The sequence below is a fragment of the Rhodocyclus gracilis genome, from assembly GCF_009617575.1.
Taxonomy (GTDB): domain Bacteria; phylum Pseudomonadota; class Gammaproteobacteria; order Burkholderiales; family Rhodocyclaceae; genus Rhodocyclus; species Rhodocyclus gracilis.
The window spans coordinates 40,775-59,381 of the sequence record NZ_WIXJ01000003.1 but is presented as its reverse complement, the minus strand read 5'-3'; the positions used below and the strand labels follow the sequence as shown (position 1 = coordinate 59,381).

Below are 18,607 nucleotides of genomic sequence, written 5' to 3'. Positions count from 1 at the left end.
ATGGCGCTGCCACGCCGCGTCCGTCTGGTCGAAGTCGGCCCCCGCGACGGTCTGCAGAACGAAGCGACGCCCGTCGCCACCGCCGTCAAGATCGAGCTCATCGAACGCCTCGCCGACGCCGGGCTGCCGGCCGTGGAGGCGACCTCCTTCGTCTCGCCGAAGTGGGTGCCGCAAATGGCCGACGCCGGCGATGTCCTGCGGGCCGTACTCGCCAGCCCGCGCCGCCGCCCCGGCGTCGATTTCCCGGTGCTGACGCCCAACCTCAGAGGCTTCGAAGCCGCGCTCGCGGCGGGCGCCCGCGAGGTAGCGATCTTCGCCGCCGCCTCGGAGCGCTTTTCGCAGACCAACATCAACTGCTCGATTGCCGACAGCCTCGCCCGCTTCGCGCCTCTGGCCGACGCCGCCAAGGCGCACGGCCTGCGCCTGCGCGGCTACGTCTCCTGCGTCGTCGGCTGCCCCTACGAAGGCGCCGTGGCGCCAGCGCAGGTTGCCGCCGTCGTGCGCGAGCTTGCCGCGCTCGGCTGCTACGAAATCTCGCTCGGCGACACCATCGGCGTCGGCACGCCGCGCGCCGTGCAGCGCATGATCGAGGCCTGCGCCGCCGTCGTGCCAGTTGAGCGGCTGGCGGGGCACTATCACGACACCTACGGCATGGCCGTCGCCAACGTCTACGCCTCGCTCGAACTCGGCGTGGCGACCTTCGACGCCGCCATCGGCGGGCTCGGCGGCTGCCCCTACGCCGCCGGCGCCTCCGGCAACGTGGCGACGGAAGACCTCGTCTATCTGCTACACGGCCTCGGCATCGCGACGGGCGTCGACATGGATCGGCTGCTCGACGCCGGCACTTTCATCCTCGCGCACCTTCGGCGCGAACCGCTGTCGAAGGCCGCACGTGCGCTGCTCGCAGCGCGCCACGCCCGGCGCTGAGGCTCCGCCCTCGGCGCCGGCGTTATCACCAACGCCCCGGATGCCGCCGATGAATGCACACCTCCCCTCGCCGCGTAAAGCCGCAGACCAGCCCGCCCCGGCCGCGTCGCCGAAATCGCCCTGCGTCGACATCTGCCGCATGGACGCCGCGCGCCGCCTCTGCACCGGCTGTCTGCGCACGCTCGACGAGATCGGCGGCTGGAGCGGTTTTTCAGATGACGAGAAGCGCGCCGTGCTGGCAGCCGTCGCCGCGCGACGTACGAAAGGAGAATGAAACGATGAGCAACGAACCCGAATGCATCGGCATGTGCGACTACGACCCAGAGAGCGGCATCTGTCTGGGCTGCGGTCGTCTGCCCGAATGTGCGGCCGCAGCGGACGACCAGCAAGCCAGCGCTGGCGCGGGCACCAACGTCGTCGCCGCCACCGTCACCTCTCAACGCGCACCAGCCAGCGGCCTCGACTGATGTCACCGGCAGCAGCGTCGGCCGCGAGGGCCGCTGCGGCTGCCTCGGCGACGATGCCGCCCGTCGCCCTGCCCACGACGCTGCGGGTCATCGAGCGCGGCTGGCTGTCGTCGAACAGCGTGCTCGGCATCGACGGCGACGCGGCGACGCTGATCGACAGCGGCTACGTCACCCACGCCGAGCAGACCGTCGCGCTGGTGCGCGCCGCGCTCGCCGGCCGGCGGCTGGAGCGCCTGTTCAACACGCACGCGCACTCCGACCACATCGGCGGCAACGCCGCGCTGGTCGAAGCCTTCGGCTGCCGCGTCAGCGTGCCGGTGGGCGTTGCCGCGACCATCGCTGAATGGGACGAAGAAGCCCTGCTGCTCTCGCCGCTCGGCCAGCAGGCGGCGCGCTTCACGCACGACGCAACGCTGGCCGCCGGCGACGGATTCGTCTGCGGCGAACTCAACTGGCGCGCGCTCGCCGTTCCCGGCCACGACGAAGACGCGCTCGCCTTCCACTGCGCCGACAAGCGCATCCTCATCTCCGGCGACGCGCTGTGGCAGACCGGCTTTGGCGTCGTCTTCGTCGAACTGCTCGGCCACGAGGAACAGCGCGGCGGCCTGAAGGAGCAATGCGAAACGCTCGACATGCTCGCGCGCCTGCCGGTCGACATCGTCATCCCCGGCCACGGCGCGCCATTCACCGACATCGGCCCGGCTTTCGAGCGCGCCTACCGCCGGCTGGAAGCCTTCGAGAACAACATCGACGCGCTGGCCCGGCACGCGCTGAAGGTGATCGTCGCCTTTGCCCTGCTCGAACGCCGCCGCATCCGCAGCGCCGACCTGCCGGCGTTTCTCGCCTCGCTCAGCTTCGCGCAAAGCGTGAACGCGCGCTTTCTCGGCATGAACGACGCCGCCCTCGCCGACTGGCTGGTGCGCGACCTGCGCCGCGCCGGGGCGCTGCGCGAGGAGGATGGGTGGGTGGTGGCGGGGTGAAGGCGCTGTGTGGAGGCCGGCGCGAGTCAGCGCTTGAAGTCTGCCGGAGCCATGCAGAGGTTTGCCAAGTGGGCGTCCGTTACTGGCCGGATATGGGACAGCACTGACGACACTCAGCGGAAATGCCGGCCTTGAGAAAACAACCGTTCAACGTGAAGGTAACCGGCCTTGCGCGCAAGGCCCGTGTTGACCGCAGGGTTAGACCCGCGCATTGACGGACGGCGCACGAATTTCAAGCTCAGTGTTTAAGCGGGTTTGCCTTGCAAGAGTTTGGCGAACGATTTCTTGCATGTATTCCCGAATGCCTGGAGGCGTAGCAGGATCGTTGATGATTTGACTAGCTCTGGCTAATTCTTGAAGGTTTACTCCAACTTGTGCTTGCTGTTCGTTTGCCCACTGAATTCTGGCGCGCTCTTCTCGCTCACCGGCGTAGTAAATGTCAGCTAGCGCAGTGCCAGCACCCTCTAAAGTTACCTTGGCAGGTGAATTTATTGAGAGGTTGCGAATGATTAGCGCATTTGTGCCGCGTAGTTCATAAAGCGGACGATATGAATCTGTCTCTCGAACGAAAACGACAGGTCTGGCATGGCGAGACACAACGTTCCAGAATTTTTGGGCTGACTCTTCCTTTCGAGCGAGAAATAGGTGCTCGCGCGAAGGCTCAAGTCGTAGGCCCTCTCGCTGGTAGAGCTCTGCGGATTCGCCAGCAACAACCAGCGCATCTGGGTCAAGCCCACCTTGTACGAGGGTGGCAATTCTTTCAAGCGTAACAAGCTTGATGTAGTTGATTTCAGTTTGTTGGAGATAATGAACCAGAGCCCAAGTTGGCAGCCCCTCTTCAGCGAAAAAAGTCGCTCTCACCCGTTCTTGCATTCATATTCTCCGTGCGTAATTGATGAGCGGGTCTAACGATAAAGGTAAGGGGCTGCGGCGCGCGGGTGGATGAGGAAAGCCAAAGCTATGCTTCTGTAGTCTCGCTTAACCAAAGGGTTAGGCATATGCACTGACTCAGCGAACTTTACGTGCATAGCCTTTTTTGACAACCCGGCCAATAAAACTATTAAGTCCTTGGCCCGCGATAGCTAAGCGCTGCATTTCATTGATGCTTGGTGCTCCTGCGCTTTGGTTTGTATAGAAATACACCGAGCCATCCCCAAATTGCACAGTGATAGCCCCGTCTCCAATTTCATAAGCCACAATATTTGATTTGCCACTGAGGTTTTTGTAGCGATCCATAAATGTCTCCCTTGCCTAACGTTCGACGTAAGGGGCCTGCCGCAGGCTGGTCCCCTTGACGTAGGGGTTAGGTTTCTTGCTGCCCATCAAAGCTCATCCTTGCAGAGAGCCTTCAGGAGATTGGGCGTAATGGATCCACGAAGGTTCTTATTTGCAGAGAGATACCCCAGGATCTTCTTGTTCTTGATGATCATCGGCGGTGTGGACGTGTAGGAATTTGTCGCCGAATGGCTGTTGTACTCGTTTCCAAAGGTACCGTACTGATTCCAGACTGACAGCGAGTTGTACTGACTTCCGTATGTCCCGTACTCGTTGAAGATCGACTCTGAGTCGTACGAGTTGGCGATCTTTCCAAGGTACGTGTTCTTGTCGTCCTGGGCGATCAAGACTGCGCCCTTGACTATCTCGCACACTTCCTCGGCGTGAGCGGAAGAGGCAATGAGGAAGACCAACACGACAAGTGCCTTTGACTTCATGACGTACCTCCCGAGAGTGACAAGAGAAGCCTAACGTGGAATGGGATTCCTAAAAGACGGAAAACATTCCGTCATGGCGTACCAAAAGCCCCAAAAAATCGATAAACGCCTCATTAAAACATCAGCATAGATAGTTTTAGTGCGTCCTAATCAAGCCAGTTTTGCCGTCACATCAAGAGCCGACTCCAGATTCACAGCGCAAAGGCCGACAGCTATGCACCGCCACCCCGACTCCGCAATCAATTATCCTTAAAACATATGACAATGGCCACCTCCACCTTGCCCGCCCGCAGCATTTGCCGGAAGCTGCGAACTTCGCTTGACTTCGAGTGCACTCAAAGTCGCACCATGCCCGACGTGACCAACAACGCCATCTCCATCGGCGAGCTCGCGCGCCTGAGCGGGCTTTCCACGCACACCCTGCGCTTCTACGAAGCCGAGGGAATCCTGCAGCCTGCCGGGCGCAACTCGGGCCGGCATCGGCAGTACCACCCGGCCGATGTGCTCTGGCTTGAGTTCGTTCTCCGGCTCAAGCAGACCGGGATGCCGCTGGCCGAGATCAGGCAGTACGCGGCGCTCAGAGCGCAAGGCGAGACGACGTTGCACGCGCGGCTGGCGATGCTCAAGCTCCATCGCGAACGCTTGGCCACCAGGATCGAAGAGCTTTCGACATGCGCCAGCGTTCTCGACGACAAGATCGGCATCTACCGGCAGATGATCACCGAGAGCGGGGCGCCAGCAGACGAGGCAGCCCATGCAGCAGACCCACAATCCCCTTGAATCGACCCGCTACCGCCGTGGCTGGGAAAAACTGCGCGAGATCGACGGCGCCGCCGGCGAGCGCGTCATCGAGTCGCTCGCCGACATCGCACCCGACTTCGCGCGCTACCTGATCGAGTTTCCCTTCGGCGACATCTACTCGCGGCCGCAGCTCGACCTCAAATCCAGAGAAATCGGTGTCGTCGCCGTGCTGACGGCGCTCGGCAACGCCGCGCCGCAGCTGAAAGTGCATATCCACGGCGCGCTCAACGTCGGCTGCACGCGCGAGGAAGTCGTCGAAATTATCATGCAGATGGCGATCTACGCCGGCTTTCCGGCGGCGCTCAACGGACTGTTCGCGGCGAAGGCGGTTTTCGCCGAGAGGGATGCCGCCTGAGTGCGATCCCCTACCCCGACCTCGGCAACGCTTCGCGAGTTATCCTTCCCTCCGGAGCGCAATAACGAGCACATAAATATCGTCCAACGAAGAATGCTCGCCTGACGCCCCCACCTCACAACCCCATATAACTCAAAGGCGCGACTTATATGACGGACAAAAAACCCGGTTTCAGTTCGATTTTGCAGATTCTGAAAAAAGACCCCTGGAAGCGGCGGGCGCAGGAGTTGCGTGCCGCCCTGCCGGACATCGAGGCACAGCTACGTGACGCCAGATCCGACACTGAAAGAAGCCTGCTCACGGCGCTGCTGGAGCTAAAGCAACAACAGATCGGGGCGGCGGCGCGGCAAAGCCACAGCGAGTGGAATCGCTGCAGCGCAGAAGCCGCCACGCTGGAAGAGAAGATCAACGCAGCGCGCGCCGAGCGCGTGGCCTCCTGAGGCGCTAAGGGCAGAACGCGAACACCCGGCGCTCACTGGCTCGGCGCAATGCGCTCGCCGAGCAGCGCCTGCCGCGTGACCTTGCCTTCCAGTTGCTGCAACCACCATTGCAGCGCCTTGCCGCGCGCGGCGTCGGGCGCTTTGCGCCAGGCGTAGACGACAGTGGTGACGCGTTCGGCGCGCTCGACGCGCTTTTCCACCAGCCGACCGCTGTCGATGTACGGGCGCGCCAGACATTCGGGTAAAAAACCGGCGCCGAGGCCGCGCAGCTGCGCCTGCAGCTTGTCCGGCATGCCGGGCACGGTGAATACGTCCTGCCCGGCGAGCAGGCCAAGAGTGAGGCCACCGCCACGCGGCACCGAGTCGGCGACGGCGACGGCGCGGTGCTGGCGGAGCAGATCGTCCGACAGCGGCTCGCTCGCCTGCGCCAGCGGGTGATGCGGCGCTACGGCAAAGACAAAGCGCAGGCTGCCGAGCGGGCGCGTCTGCAGGCCGGCGACGGTGCTCGCCTCGGCGACGACGCCGAGCGCCAGATCGGCCTGCCCGGAGGCGAGCGCGGCGAGCGTACCGGAGAGCGTTTCGTCGCGCAGGCGCAGGCGCGTCGGCGGCTTCAGCGCGAAGAACTGCTCGCATAGCTCCAAGACCGTGCGGCGGTCGATGATGCCGTCGAGCGCCAGCGTGAATTGCGATTCCCAGCCGGTGGCCACGCGGCGCACGCGGTTGGCGATGGCGTCGACTTCGGCGAGCAGGCGCGCGCCCTCGCGCAGCAGCTCGTGGCCGGCGGCGGTGAGGCTCGCCTGGCGCGAACTGCGGTCGAAGAGCAGCACGTCGAGTGCGTCTTCGATCTGGCGCACGCGATAACTGAGCGCGCTCGGCACCATGCCGGCGGCGCGAGCGGCGGCGGCAAAGCTGCCGGCATCGGCAATCCCTTGCAGCAGGGCCAGTGAATCCGGCGTCAGCACGTCGCGCGGAGAGGCTACGTTTTTGCTCATTGGCTCACCCATCATGCAGTTTTTTTGCATGATGCCAGCAATGCGGCTGCACCGCACGCGTGGCGCTCACTCCTATAGTGGAGTCCAGCAAAGGAGAGCCACCATGATCAACATTCGCAAATCGCAGGAACGTGGCCACGCCGACCACGGCTGGCTGAAGAGCAAGCATTCGTTCTCGTTCGCCGGCTATTACGACCCCGCGCACATGGGCTGGGGCAATCTGCGCGTGATCAACGAAGACTGGATCGCCGCCGGCAAGGGCTTCGGCACGCATGGTCACCGCGACATGGAGATCGTCACCTACGTGCTCAGCGGCGAACTGGCGCACCAGGACAGCATGGGCAACGGCACCAGCATCCCACCCGGCGACGTGCAGCGCATGAGCGCCGGCCATGGCGTGATGCACAGCGAGTTCAACCACGCCATCGATGCAGAGACGCATCTGCTGCAGATCTGGATCGAGCCCTCGCGCCTTGGCATCAGCCCCGGCTACGAACAGAAGACGATTCCCCCCGCCGACAAGCGCGGGCGCCTGCGCCGCGTTGCCTCGCCCGACGGCGCCGACAACTCGGTGACGATCACCGCCGACGCGACGCTCTACGCCGGCCTGTTCGACGGCGACGAGTCGGCAACGCTGACACTCGACCCGGCGCGCAAGGCCTACGTGCATCTGGTGCGCGGCACGCTCGTCGTCAATGGCCAGACGCTGCACGGCGGCGACGCCGCGTTGCTGGCGGAAGAAAGCGCCCTGCAACTGAGCCAGGGCAACGACGCCGAAGTGCTCGTTTTCGACCTCGCTGCCTGATTTGGGCTGATTTGGCCTGATTTACCCCAACGAACCTGAAGTCCCCAACCGAACGAAAAGGAGATTCACCATGGCAAAGATCGCTGTCGTCTTCCACTCCGGCTACGGCCACACGCTGCGCATTGCACAAGCCGTCGCCAAGGGCGCCGGTGCCGAATTGGTGCCCATCGACGCCGAAGGCAACCTGCCCGCCGGCGGCTGGGAGGCGCTCGCTGCGGCCGACGCGATCATCTTCGGCAGCCCGACCTACATGGGCACGGTGAGCTGGCAGTTCAAGAAATTCGCCGACGCGTCGAGCAAGGTGTGGGGCGCGCAGGCGTGGAAGGACAAGCTCTTCGCCGGCTTCACCAACAGCGCGACGATGAACGGCGACAAGCACTCGACGCTGCACTACCTCTTCACGCTGGCGATGCAGCACTCGGGCATCTGGGTCGGCACCGGCCTTATGCCGTCGAACAGCAAGGCGGCGCAGCGTGACGACGTGAACTACGTCGGCTCCTTCGCCGGCGCCATGGCGCAAACGCCCTCCGACGCCAACCCCGACGAAATCCCCGTCGGCGATCTGGAAACAGCGCGTCTGCTCGGCGTGCGTGTCGCTACGGTAGCGGCGCGGCTAGGCGCCTGAGTTGGCCCCTGACTTAGCGGCCGCTTGGCTTGCCTGAGCGGTCGGGCTGCACACGCGGTTGCGGCCGCCTTGCTTGGCGCGGTAGAGCGCGGCGTCGGCCTGGCGTATCAGTTCCTGCGGCGAACTGCCTTCCGCCGGCACCTGACTGGCAACGCCGATACTGACGGTGACGATGCCCGCCTCGGTCGCGGCGTGCGCCAGAGCCAGCGCGCGGACTTCCCTCTGAATGCGCCGCGCCACCTCAAATGCCTCATTTACACCGGCTTCGGCCAGCAGCAGGACGAACTCCTCACCGCCGTAGCGCGCGACGTTCTCGCCCGCCCGCTGCCCGGCGCGCGTCAGCGCTCCCGCCAGGGCGCGCAGGCACTCGTCGCCACGCGGGTGCCCATACCAGTCGTTGAAGTGCTTGAAGAAATCGACGTCGATCATCACGGCGGCGAGCGGTCGCTCGCGGCGCTGGCCGCGCTTCCATTCCAGTTGCAGCATGCGGTCGAAACAGCGGCGATTGGCGATGCCGGTCAGCGCGTCCGTATTGCTCAGCGACTCGAGACGCGCGTTGGCGTGCCGCAAGGCCTCCGTGCGTTCCTCGACCAGCGCTTCGAGGGCGCGGTTACGCGCGTGCAGGTCGGCCATCGGGTAAATCTCGTCGTCCCGCGCCTGGTGATAGGGGATCGAGATGCCGCTGTGGCAGATCTTCCAGTTGCCGTTTTCGCAGCGAAAGACGAGGACGAGCCGCGCCGTCTCGCGCGAAAAAATGGGGTCGGGCTGCGGCAGATGGATGTGAAAAAACGCCGTGACGGCGACAAGATCGGGGCACAGATCCTGTAGCGCGATGTCGAGCATCTCGATGCCGAGACGCCCGGGCACCTGCGCAAAATCGCGCTGGGTGATGCGTATCCACTCGTCACGGTTGTGTACGAGCACATCCGAAGCCCCCGCGTAGCCGCTGAAATTCTCGCTGAAGTGCTCGACGAGGCGCGGATCGCGCCCCGCGTACCGTTCGATGTACTCGTCGAAGAGAGCGCGGATCAGCGATTCACGTTCAGCAGATATCCGACACTCCACCCCACCCTCCTGTCATCGTTTCGCGGGCGCGAAAAGATGACAGCTTACTTGCGCTCCCCCTCTTTCGCCACTAGCCCGTAGGGTTCGACAAGCGACCAGACATGCGGCGGAATCATGTGTTTCATCCGTTTGGGATGCTCGCGACGCAGGTGCAAGACGCTCTCGACCGATTTCATCTCGATGCGGGCGCGGGCGAATTCGATACCGCGCGGGCCGACTTTCGGCATCAGCCAGCCGACCAGCGGCCGCAGCCAGTTCGGCATGCCGCGCACCGGCAAACCGCCCGCCGCCAGTTCGACGTTCTTGAGGAAACCTCGCACCGGCCCACGACGGTCGCCCGCGCTGCCCGGCTCGGCGAGCGTCACTTCGTCACCCAGCAGGGCGAGCAACTCGTCGCCGCGCGCGTTGCGCGTCAGCACCCACTGCTCGCCCTCGCCGCCCATGTAGCCGACGGTGATGTCGGCGAGGGTGTTGCTGTAATCGACGCAGCTGCGGCAGGTAATCGGGAAGAAATCTCCCGGCAGCTTCGACAGCGGCAGCAGCAGGAAGGGAATGCGCCGTTTGCGGCCATCGCGGTAGCGCAGCTCGACGTGATAGTCGGCGCAGAACTCCAGATAAGTGATGGTCGACGGATCGTCCTCCAGCAGTGCCAGAAATTCGTGAAAGCGCTCCGTCGTCGTGTTGTCCGAGCAGGGGATGCCGATGACGTCGATACGCTCGAAGCCCAGTTCGCGCTCAAGCACCCGCAGCGCATGCACCTGACACGGAATGCCGATCACGGCGAGGCGCTTGAAGCCGCGCGCGCGCGCCGGTTCGAGCAAGGCCAGCAGGGGCGCGTAGCCCATACGCATGCCGCGACACTGCGCCATGCCGGCGGCCTCGGTCACGAGCACGGGCTTCGGGCGCCAGACGTCGTCGGGATCGGGGGCCATCGCCAACACCGCGTCGACCGCGCCGCTCTCCAGCAGGCGCTCGGCAATGCGCGTGGTGATGCCCGTCCATTGCGCGCCTTGGCGCGGCGGCGTCAATGCCGCCCGCAACATGCGGCGGTAAGGGCCAAAAAACCGCTCGTCGGCGCGGGCTGGATCGCGCTCGCGGCCATGCACCCGGCGTTCCAGCGCCGCGTAGTCGGGCGCGATGAACTGGCAGGCGCGGCTGCATAGGCCGGGATCGGCCATGCGCGACACGCCGCAATCGGTGCACAAAGAGCGCGCCACCGGCTCGGCAACGTGCGGCGCCCACAGCGGCGACGTCGGGTCCGTCGCGTCTGGAACGGCCGAGACGCTCGAAACCTCCGAAGCATTCGCCGGCGAGGCGGTAGAAGCGTTGAAACTCACGATCGATGATTCCTCAAGCGTCCTTCAATCAAAAAAGCGGCCCGCGGCCAAACCTGGCGGATCCCGGCGTTACCTGGCTTATACCGGCTTAGCCCGGAACCCCCTGCTTGCGGCACAGCCCGTCACGGAAGGGGCCGCGCAGGATGCGCCAGTCTTCTCCGGGAGAAATCTGCGCGCAGATGAGGCCATCGGCCGTGTTGCTGACCCAGAGATACCAGGGCGCCGGTTCGGCACGCGCCAGCGGCATCGCCGTTAGCGCCAGTAGCGCGAGCGCGGCAACGCCGGCGCGCAGTGACTGTGGATGTCGCGTTTTCATGCGTGGTCTCCCGCAAGGCGCGCGAAGGCGGCGAGCAGTCGCGCGTGCATGGCGCACCCGGTAAAACTCGCGCCGGGTGCGTCGATTCCGAAAAAGCGCTGCTGCCCGGCCAGCAAGGCCTCGGCCTGCGCCAGCGTGGCATCGCCAAAGAGATGTACAAGATTCGCACGCCAGGGCGCCCAAGCCGAAGCGTCGGGGACGCCCGCCGTCGAACAGTCGTCGTCAGCCGCGTCCGAATCCGCGTCGTCGTCCCAATCGCCGGCCTCGTCCGCCGGGCCAAGCGCCAGACCCAGCAGGGTCTCGATGCAGTGGTAGACGCGCCGGCGCGCCGCGTGGAGCTGCGCGAAGTGGCCGATCCAGTCGCAGCCCTCGCGGATCGCGTCGAGGTCGCCGATGGCCAGGGCCAGCAAGGTTTTCAGCTCGCCGATGCGCAGGTCTTCCCAGAAGGAGCCGGCGTCGACCGCGAGACCGATCAGGACGCTCACCGGGCGCGCATCGTCGAAACCCTGCTCGTTCAGGCTCGCCAGCAGTGCGGCGCAATCGTCGTCGCCAAGGCTCGGCAGCGACAGGATCGCGGCGCGCAGCGAGGCGCCGACGCGGTTGTTCTCCCAGCGCAGATCGTCAATCGGATAGACCTCGGAGACGCCCGGCACGAGGAGCCGGCAGACAGCGAGGCCGTCCGTGACGCCGTAATCGATGCAATAGACATCGTGACCGGCGTCGTGCAGGCGCGCGGTGAGCCACTCGGCCTCGCGCTGCGTATCGCCTGCGAAATCCCACTCGCAAAAAGCGAAATCGGGGGTATCGGCAAGAAACGACCAGCCGACGACGCCGCTCGAATCGACGAAGTGCGCCTCGATATTGGGCGCGCTGGCGACCTCTTCCGGGTCGAGGCCCGGTTCGGGAAATCCGGCCAGCGCATCCAGCGCCCGGCCTTGCAGCAGTTCAGTGAGCGCCCGCTCCAGCGCAACGGCAAAGCGCGGGTGCGCGCCAAAGCTCGCGTAGCACCCCTGATCGTGCGGATTGAGCAACGTGACGTTGGCCACCGGGAAAGCACCGCCGAGCGACGCGTCCTTGACCAGCAGGCCAAAGCCCGCCGAGCGCAGACCGGCGATGCCCTCGGCCAGACGCGGGTAGCGGGCGATGACGGCCTCCGGCACGTCCGGCAGACAGAGCCCTTCGCGCAGGACGCGGAATTTGACGTGCCGCTCGACGACCTCGGACAACGCCTGCGTCCGCGCTTCCGCCAGCGTATTGCCGGCGGCGATGCCGTTGCTCAGGTAAAGGTTGCCGATGATGTTGGCGGGAAACCAGACCGTCTTGCCATCGCGCGAGCGCGTCGCCGGCAGCGCACAAATACCGCGCTCCACATCGGCGCTGTTGAAATCGAGAAAGTCCGCTGGCTCCAAGGCGCCGTCGGGGTCGTAGACGCGGCGCAATTCCGGCGTCAGCAGGCCGGCCGGCCAGCGCGCGCCGTTCAGGGCAAACCAGCGTTCTTGCGGGTGATGAATCGGCCGCCCGGCAGTGACGTCGGCGCCGAGCGCGTAGTGCGTCCAGAAATGGCGGCTGAACAGGCGTTCGCAAAACTCGCCCAGCGCGCTGGCGCGTGCTGCGAGTTCACTGCCGCCCTTGCCGTTACTGAAGAGCAGCGGACAGTCGGCGTCGCGCAGATGCACCGACCAGACGCCGGCGAGTGGATTGAGCCAGGCGCTCTCGTTTACCGCAAACCCGAGCGCCGCCAGCCGGGCGCGCAGGCGCTCAATCGTCGTTTCGAGCGGCGCATCCTTGCCCGCGAGGGGCGTCAACATCGGCATAAATGACCCGGCAGCGCCGGCCTTGATAGAGAGTGAAACAACAGGGCCGGGCGCGCGTCACGCACACCGGAGTACAGGGCGAACACTCAGTGATCGACGGCCAGCGCCGTTTTGACCAGGCTGATCCAGTAACTCACGCCAAGCGGCAGGATGGCGTCGTTAAAGTCGTAATGCGGGTTGTGCAGCGTGCAGCCGGCCACACCGGGGCCGTTGCCGAGCCAGGCGTAGCAGCCCGGCTTCTCGCGCAGCATGTAGGCGAAATCCTCGGCGCCCATCGACGGCATTTCGTCGTTACGCACCGCCGTCTCGCCGAGCACGGCCACGGCGGCACGATGGCACAGCGCCGTCTCGGCCACGCTGTTGATCGTCGGCGGGTAGCGCAGATCGAAAGTGACGCTGATCTGCGCGCCGAAGGTGGCGGCAACGCCAGCGACGACGCGCTCGACCGCCGCTTCGACATCGGCCTGCACCTGCGGGGTGAAGCTACGCAAGGTGCCGCGCAGAATGGCCTCGTCGGGCAGCACATTCCACGCCTCGCCAGCGTGAAACTGCGTGATGCTGACGACCGCCGACGAGCACGGATGCACGTTGCGCGAGACGATGCTCTGCAAGGACTGCACCAGCTGCGCGCCGGCAAGAATGCTGTCGACCCCCTCATGCGGCATGGCGGCGTGGCTACCGTGGCCGCGCACCTTGATCTCGAAGGCGCAGGTGCCGGCCATTACCGGGCCCGGTAACAAGACCATCTCACCGGCCGGCACACCCGGCCAGTTGTGCATGCCGAAGACGGCATCCATCGGGAATTTCTCGAAGAGGCCATCCTCGACCATGACCAGCGCCCCCGCTTCGGACTCCTCGGCAGGCTGGAAAATGAAGTTGACGACGCCATCGAAGTCGATGCGCTCGATGTTTTCGGCAAGGTAGCGCGCCGCGCCGAGGAGCATCGTCGTATGTCCGTCGTGCCCGCAGGCGTGCATGTGGCCGGGAATGCGCGAACGGTAGGGTGTCTCGTTCTTTTCCAGTACCGGCAGGGCATCCATGTCGGCCCGCAGGCCGATGGAACGCCGGCCGCTACCCTTGCGCAAGACACCGACCACCCCCGTCCCGGCGATTCCGCTGTGCACTTCCAGCCCGTAGCGCGTCAGCTCGCGGGCGACGATGTCGGCCGTCCGCGCCTCCTTGAACGCGAGCTCCGGGTGAGCATGGATGTCGTGGCGGATGGCAACGAGTTCGGTGAGGAATGGCAGGTGAAGGACGCTCATGGATGACTCCGGGTGAAGCGGGTAGTAATTTTAGCGCCGTTCGCGGCAGGCCGCGCGCCGGGGGAAATTACGCTTCGTTACAAACCCCTGGCGCCGTTGCGTGGCTATAATTACGCCTTGTCAATCTCCTGCGCCTGTCGCAGCGCCCCGGCGCCGCCGCGCTACCACCGCCTTGGTGACCACTTTCCGCCCGATGCTCCGCCTGCTGTCCGACCGGTTTTTACCGAACGCGCGACGCCTGAGCCTTGTCGCCGCCAGTTCTGCATTGCTGGCTCTTTCCGCCGCCCCTGCCCACGCCGAACTGACCATCGAGATCAGCGGTGCCGGTGCCAATCGGATTCCGCTCGCCATCGCCGACTTCGGCGGCGACACCGGTGTCGCGCGGGCGCTGACTTCCGTCATTCGCGGTGACCTCGAACGCAGCGGCATGTTCCGCCTGATCGATCCGGGCAGCGCGCCGCTCAACGAAAACAGCACGCCCGCCTGGGGCGACCTGCGCGTCAAGGGCGCCGACGCGATTGCTGCCGGCAGCATTTCCGGCGGCGGCGACGGCCGCATGGAAGCGCGCTTCCGCCTCAATGACGTCAATCGCCAGGCCGCCCTCGGCGGCGCCGCCTTCGTCACCTCGACGCCAATGCTTCGCACCGCTGGCCACCGCATCGCCGACGTCATCTACGAAAAACTGACCGGCGAGCCGGGTGTCTTCTCGACGCGCATCGCCTACGTCGTCAAAGGCAGCGGCCGTTACGAACTCCACATCGCCGACGCCGACGGACAGAACGCGCAAGCCGCCCTCGTTTCGCGCGAACCGATCATCTCGCCGGCCTGGTCGCCGGACGGCACGCGTCTGGCGTACGTCTCCTTCGAAAACAAGAAGCCGGTGATCTTCGTCCATTCACTGGCCAGCGGACGGCGTACCGCCGTCGCCAACTTCCGCGGCTCGAATTCCGCGCCGGCCTGGTCGCCCGACGGTCGCCGTCTGGCGGTGGTGCTGAGCAAGGAAGGCGGCTCGCAGATATTCCTGCTCAACGCCGACGGCTCCGGGGTGCAACGTCTGGCGACCTCGCCCGGCATCGACACCGAGCCGAGCTTCGCGCCGGATGGTCAGTCGATCTATTTCACCTCGGATCGCGGCGGCAGCGCGCAGATCTACCGCATTGGCGTCGGCGGTGGCGAAGCGCAGCGCATCAGCTTCGAAGGCAGCTACAACGTCACGCCGCGCGTCTCGCCCGATGGCCGCTCGCTGGCCTTCATTACCCGGCGCGACGGCAGTTTCCGGCTCGCGGTCATGGATCTTTCCAGCCGTCAGGTGCAGATCCTCACCGAGTCGCGTAAAGATGAATCACCCAGCTTCGCCCCGAATGGCCGCATGATCCTCGTGGCCACCGAACAGGGAGGGCGCGGTGTGCTTTCGGCGGTGTCGATCGACGGTCGCATCCGGCAAAAGCTTTCCATTCCTGCTGGCGATGTGCGCGAGCCAGCGTGGGGTCCGTTCCAGAGATAACGGCCGCGCACGGGCCATTGGAGAAAAAACATGAATCGCCTGCAAGTCCGCACCCCCTTTGCTGCTCCGCTCACCCTGTCGGCCATCGTTCTGGCCGCCTTCGTTGCCGGTTGCAGCTCCTCCCCGACCGGCCCCGAGCAAAATGGCGCGCCGGTTGAATCGCGCAACGCCGTTACGCCGGTGATCGCCGGCGACGTCCAAGGTCGTGGCCTGCCGGCCGTACTCACCGACCCGAAGAGCATCCTCTCCAAGCGCAGCGTTTTCTTCGACTACGACAAGTATGAAGTCAAGCCGGAGTACAAGGAGCTGGTCGCTGCTCACGCCAAGTTCCTCGCCGACAACCGTCAGTTCAAGATCCTGATCCAGGGCAACACCGATGATCGCGGCAGCCGTGAGTACAACCTCGCGCTCGGCCAAAAGCGTGCGGATGCCCTGAAGAAGATGCTGGTTCTGCTGGGCGCCCGCGAAGACCAAGTGGAATCGGTCAGCCTCGGCGAAGAAAAGCCGCGTAACGAAGGTCACGACGAAGCCGCCTGGGCGGAAAACCGTCGCGCCGACATCCTCTACAGCGGCGAGTTCTAAGCATGATGCGCCGCCGTCCGATGACCAAGCCAACCCGGCCAACGCTACTGACTGATTTGACTTCGTTCTCGCCGGCGGCGTTGTGCCTGTTGCTCTCGCTGGGGGCGGCTCCCGCCGCCCACGCTGGACTCTTCGATGACGACGAGGCACGCCGCCAGATCTCCGATCTGACGGCCAAGTCCGCCGAGCGTCACGACACCACGACCAAAGCGCAATTCGAGCTGGCCAACCAGTTGCAGGCCCTGCGCGAAGAAACCGCGCGGCTGCAAGGTCAGGTGGAAACACTCACCTACGAACTGGACGCCGAAAAGAAGCGTCAGCAGGATTTTTACATCGACCTCGACACCCGGTTGCGCAAGCTGGAACCCGCGCCCGGCAGCGACGCCCACGCGGCTGACGGCAAGCCCGCCGATGCCGCCAGCGATGCCAAATCGGCGACGCCCGCGCGTCCGGCCGCCGACCCGGCGGCCGAAGGGCGCGAATACGAGGCCGCGCTCAACCTCTTCAAAGGCAAGAAGTTCAAGGACGCAGGCACCGCCTTCAGCGGCTTCGTCAAGGCGCACCCGGACAGCACGCTGGCACCGAATGCCCAGTACTGGTTCGGCAACGCACTCTACGCGCAAGGCGACTGCAAGAAGGCCATCGAAGCGCACACCGCGCTGGTCGCCCGCTGGTCGCAGCACGCCAAGGCGTCCGACGCGCTGCTCAACATCAGCGCCTGCCAGCAGGAACTCGGCGATAACAAAGCGTCGCGCAAGACGCTCGAATCGCTCCTTGCCAAATACCCCGACAGCCCCGCCGCCGCTACCGCCAAGCAGCGCTTGAGCAAGAAGTAAGCGGGTGTCAGTGCCGTCAACGACGCTGCGCGTCAACGAGATATTCCTGTCGCTGCAAGGCGAGACCTCGCGTGCCGGTCTGCTGACCGTGTTCGTGCGCCTCACCGGCTGTCCCTTGCGTTGCGTCTGGTGCGACACCGAGTACGCCTTCAAGGGCGGCCAATCGCTCACGCAGACCGAAATTCTGGCGCGTGTGCATGAATTCGGCGTCAGCCGCATCTGTGTGACCGGCGGAGAACCGCTGGCACAGGCCGCTTGCCTGCCGCTCCTGACGGCACTCTGCGACGCCGGTGGCGATGTTTCGCTGGAAACCTCCGGCGCCCTCGACATCGCCCACGTTGATCCCCGCGTCTCGCGGATCGTCGATCTGAAAGCGCCGGGATCGGGCGAAGTCGACCGCAATTACTGGCCGAACATTGCGCAACTCACCGCGCACGACGAAGTAAAGTTCGTCCTCGCCGACCGCGCCGACTACGATTGGGCTTGTGCCACGATCCGCGAACACCGCCTCGACGAACGCTGCGCGCTGCTCTTTTCGCCGGTGGCCGGCCGCATTGAGCCTGCCACCCTGGCCGACTGGATCATCGCCGACCGTATGCCAGTGCGTTTTCAGCTACAACTGCACAAGCAGCTTTGGGATAACATGCGCGGGAAGTGAATCGCCCTGTCGAGGAGACCGCCGTGACCCAGGATCGCCGCCACCACACCCGCATCGCCTTTCACACGCCCGCGCAGTTGAGCGCCGCCGGCCAGGAATTCGCCGTACGCGTGCTCGACCTGTCGCTGAAGGGCGCACTCGTCGCGCTGCCACCGGCAGCGCCCGTCACCCCCGGCAGCGCCTGCGTACTTCTGGTACGCCTCGACGAGCTGGGCGACGCCATCTGTATTGACGGCGAAGTCCGCCACGTCGAAGGCGACGAAGCCGGTATCGTCTGCCGCTCGATTGACCTCGACAGCGTGACGCACCTGCGCCGCGTCGTCGAACTCAACCTCGGCGACGCCACCCTGCTCGAACGCGAATTGAGCGCCCTGACGCGCGATTGAGCCTCATCGGCGGTACGTCAGGACCGCCACCTCAGCGATGAATATCCATGCCTGATTCCCTCCGCCCCGCCGTGATCCTGTTGTCCGGCGGACTCGACTCGGCGACTACGCTCGCCATTGCACGCCACGAGGGCTTTCGCCCGTACTGCCTCTCGTTCGATTACGGCCAGCGCCATCGCGCCGAACTGACGGCCTCGCGCCGCGTCGCACAGGCGCAGGGCGCCGCCGAACACCGTATCGTCCGCCTCGATCTCGCCCAATTCGGCGGCTCGGCGCTCACGGACCGGAACATCGACGTGCCGGTCGACGGCCTGCAGCCGGGAATTCCCGTCACCTACGTTCCGGCACGCAACACGATCATGCTGTCGCTGGCGCTGGCCTGGGCGGAAACGCTCGGCTGCCGCGATATTTTCGTCGGCGTGAACGCTGTCGATTACTCCGGCTACCCGGATTGCCGGCCGGAATACATTGCCGCCTTCGAAGCCATGGCCAACCTCGCGACCAAAGCCGGCGTCGAGGGCGAACACCTGTCCATCCACGCGCCGCTGATGTCGCTCTCGAAAGCCGACATCATCCGGCGTGGCACGGCGCTAGGCGTCGATTACAGCGTCACGGTATCGTGCTATCAGGCCGACGACGAAGGGCGCGCCTGCGGCGTCTGTGACTCCTGCCGGCTACGCCATGAAGGCTTCGCGGCGGCTGGCCGCGCCGACCCCGGCCCACTGCAAGGGCGCTGATACTTT

The 18,607-nt window shown here is 65.2% G+C and carries 24 protein-coding genes; 15 read left to right on the top strand and 9 right to left on the bottom strand.

What is annotated here, in order from left to right:
* Genes GHK24_RS06115 through GHK24_RS06100 form a run of 4 tightly spaced genes read left to right on the top strand, consistent with a single transcriptional unit; the run spans position 1 to position 2,374 of the window.
* A complete protein-coding gene (locus tag GHK24_RS06115; protein ID WP_153470622.1) occupies positions 1-927 on the top strand; it encodes a hydroxymethylglutaryl-CoA lyase in 927 nt (308 codons plus the stop codon).
* 49 nt (positions 928-976) lie between these two features.
* Positions 977-1,201, top strand: a complete 225-nt coding sequence (locus GHK24_RS13610) for a DUF1289 domain-containing protein (protein ID WP_153470619.1) — start codon at positions 977-979, stop codon at positions 1,199-1,201.
* Positions 1,202-1,205: 4 nt separating this feature from the next.
* On the top strand, positions 1,206-1,394 hold the full coding sequence (locus GHK24_RS06105; protein ID WP_153470616.1) for a DUF1289 domain-containing protein: 189 nt from the start codon (positions 1,206-1,208) through the stop codon (positions 1,392-1,394).
* Positions 1,394-2,374: an MBL fold metallo-hydrolase gene (locus GHK24_RS06100; RefSeq protein ID WP_340666118.1), complete on the top strand. Its 981-nt coding sequence runs from the start codon at positions 1,394-1,396 to the stop codon at positions 2,372-2,374. Before GHK24_RS06105 ends, GHK24_RS06100 begins: the two co-directional genes overlap by 1 nt.
* 198 nt (positions 2,375-2,572) lie before the next feature.
* Here the strand turns inward: GHK24_RS06100 and GHK24_RS06095 are convergent, their stop codons facing one another.
* From GHK24_RS06095 to GHK24_RS06085, 3 genes are all read right to left on the bottom strand, one after another.
* The gene (locus tag GHK24_RS06095) at positions 2,573-3,247 is read right to left on the bottom strand and encodes a hypothetical protein (protein WP_153470613.1); all 675 of its coding nucleotides are present in this window, start codon (positions 3,245-3,247) and stop codon (positions 2,573-2,575) included.
* 135 nt (positions 3,248-3,382) lie between these two features.
* Positions 3,383-3,610, bottom strand: a complete 228-nt coding sequence (locus GHK24_RS06090) for a hypothetical protein (protein ID WP_153470610.1) — start codon at positions 3,608-3,610, stop codon at positions 3,383-3,385.
* An 86-nt stretch (positions 3,611-3,696) separates the two neighbouring features.
* Entirely contained in the window at positions 3,697-4,086 is a 390-nt protein-coding gene (locus GHK24_RS06085; protein WP_153470607.1) for a hypothetical protein, read from the bottom strand.
* Positions 4,087-4,434: 348 nt separating this feature from the next.
* On the opposite strand from GHK24_RS06085, the gene GHK24_RS06080 reads away from it, so the two are divergent.
* The 3 genes from GHK24_RS06080 (at position 4,435) to GHK24_RS06070 (ending at position 5,682) form a co-directional block, all read left to right on the top strand.
* Positions 4,435-4,866: a MerR family transcriptional regulator gene (locus GHK24_RS06080; protein WP_153470604.1), complete on the top strand. Its 432-nt coding sequence runs from the start codon at positions 4,435-4,437 to the stop codon at positions 4,864-4,866.
* On the top strand, positions 4,841-5,242 hold the full coding sequence (locus GHK24_RS06075) for a carboxymuconolactone decarboxylase family protein (protein WP_153470601.1): 402 nt from the start codon (positions 4,841-4,843) through the stop codon (positions 5,240-5,242). The genes GHK24_RS06080 and GHK24_RS06075 overlap by 26 nt, the downstream gene beginning before the upstream one ends.
* Before the next feature lie 149 nt (positions 5,243-5,391).
* Positions 5,392-5,682 (top strand): hypothetical protein, encoded by a 291-nt coding sequence (locus GHK24_RS06070; RefSeq protein ID WP_153470598.1) that lies wholly within the window; start codon positions 5,392-5,394, stop codon positions 5,680-5,682.
* Between the two features lie 32 nt (positions 5,683-5,714).
* On the opposite strand, the gene GHK24_RS06065 is transcribed toward GHK24_RS06070, so the two are convergent.
* On the bottom strand, positions 5,715-6,674 hold the full coding sequence (locus GHK24_RS06065; RefSeq protein ID WP_153470595.1) for a LysR substrate-binding domain-containing protein: 960 nt from the start codon (positions 6,672-6,674) through the stop codon (positions 5,715-5,717).
* A 103-nt stretch (positions 6,675-6,777) separates the two neighbouring features.
* Here GHK24_RS06065 and GHK24_RS06060 point away from each other — a divergent pair, with 103 nt between their 5' ends.
* On the top strand, positions 6,778-7,479 hold the full coding sequence (locus tag GHK24_RS06060; protein WP_153470592.1) for a pirin family protein: 702 nt from the start codon (positions 6,778-6,780) through the stop codon (positions 7,477-7,479).
* 70 nt (positions 7,480-7,549) lie between these two features.
* The gene (locus GHK24_RS06055; RefSeq protein ID WP_153470589.1) at positions 7,550-8,104 is read left to right on the top strand and encodes a flavodoxin family protein; all 555 of its coding nucleotides are present in this window, start codon (positions 7,550-7,552) and stop codon (positions 8,102-8,104) included.
* Here GHK24_RS06055 and GHK24_RS06050 read toward each other — a convergent pair.
* From GHK24_RS06050 to GHK24_RS06030, 5 genes are all read right to left on the bottom strand, one after another.
* Complete coding sequence (locus tag GHK24_RS06050) at positions 8,093-9,169, bottom strand: GGDEF domain-containing protein (protein WP_340666116.1); 1,077 nt, start codon at positions 9,167-9,169, stop codon at positions 8,093-8,095. The two genes, GHK24_RS06055 and GHK24_RS06050, sit on opposite strands and share 12 nt — an antisense overlap.
* A gap of 44 nt (positions 9,170-9,213) precedes the next feature.
* Entirely contained in the window at positions 9,214-10,506 is a 1,293-nt protein-coding gene (locus GHK24_RS06045; protein ID WP_167682558.1) for a Coenzyme F420 hydrogenase/dehydrogenase, beta subunit C-terminal domain, read from the bottom strand.
* An 88-nt stretch (positions 10,507-10,594) separates the two neighbouring features.
* Positions 10,595-10,822 (bottom strand): hypothetical protein, encoded by a 228-nt coding sequence (locus GHK24_RS06040; RefSeq protein ID WP_153470586.1) that lies wholly within the window; start codon positions 10,820-10,822, stop codon positions 10,595-10,597.
* Positions 10,819-12,630, bottom strand: a complete 1,812-nt coding sequence (ycaO, locus tag GHK24_RS06035; protein WP_228384564.1) for a 30S ribosomal protein S12 methylthiotransferase accessory factor YcaO — start codon at positions 12,628-12,630, stop codon at positions 10,819-10,821. Before ycaO ends, GHK24_RS06040 begins: the two co-directional genes overlap by 4 nt.
* 92 nt (positions 12,631-12,722) lie before the next feature.
* Entirely contained in the window at positions 12,723-13,898 is a 1,176-nt protein-coding gene (locus GHK24_RS06030) for a M20 aminoacylase family protein (RefSeq protein WP_153470580.1), read from the bottom strand.
* A 193-nt stretch (positions 13,899-14,091) separates the two neighbouring features.
* Between GHK24_RS06030 and tolB the strand changes: the two genes are divergently transcribed.
* From tolB to queC, 6 genes are read left to right on the top strand one after another with little or no spacing between them, the layout of a single operon-like run.
* Positions 14,092-15,402 (top strand): Tol-Pal system beta propeller repeat protein TolB, encoded by a 1,311-nt coding sequence (gene tolB, locus GHK24_RS06025; protein ID WP_153470577.1) that lies wholly within the window; start codon positions 14,092-14,094, stop codon positions 15,400-15,402.
* A 30-nt stretch (positions 15,403-15,432) separates the two neighbouring features.
* Positions 15,433-15,984, top strand: coding sequence for a peptidoglycan-associated lipoprotein Pal (gene pal / locus GHK24_RS06020; RefSeq protein ID WP_153470574.1), 552 nt, complete (start codon positions 15,433-15,435; stop codon positions 15,982-15,984).
* Between the two features lie 2 nt (positions 15,985-15,986).
* A complete protein-coding gene (ybgF, locus tag GHK24_RS06015; RefSeq protein WP_228384563.1) occupies positions 15,987-16,820 on the top strand; it encodes a tol-pal system protein YbgF in 834 nt (277 codons plus the stop codon).
* Positions 16,821-16,824: 4 nt separating this feature from the next.
* Positions 16,825-17,478: a 7-carboxy-7-deazaguanine synthase QueE gene (gene queE / locus GHK24_RS06010; RefSeq protein ID WP_340666115.1), complete on the top strand. Its 654-nt coding sequence runs from the start codon at positions 16,825-16,827 to the stop codon at positions 17,476-17,478.
* A gap of 23 nt (positions 17,479-17,501) precedes the next feature.
* Positions 17,502-17,864: a PilZ domain-containing protein gene (locus GHK24_RS06005; protein ID WP_340666114.1), complete on the top strand. Its 363-nt coding sequence runs from the start codon at positions 17,502-17,504 to the stop codon at positions 17,862-17,864.
* A 47-nt stretch (positions 17,865-17,911) separates the two neighbouring features.
* On the top strand, positions 17,912-18,601 hold the full coding sequence (gene queC / locus GHK24_RS06000) for a 7-cyano-7-deazaguanine synthase QueC (protein WP_153470571.1): 690 nt from the start codon (positions 17,912-17,914) through the stop codon (positions 18,599-18,601).
* The last annotated feature ends 6 nt before the right edge of the window (positions 18,602-18,607 follow it).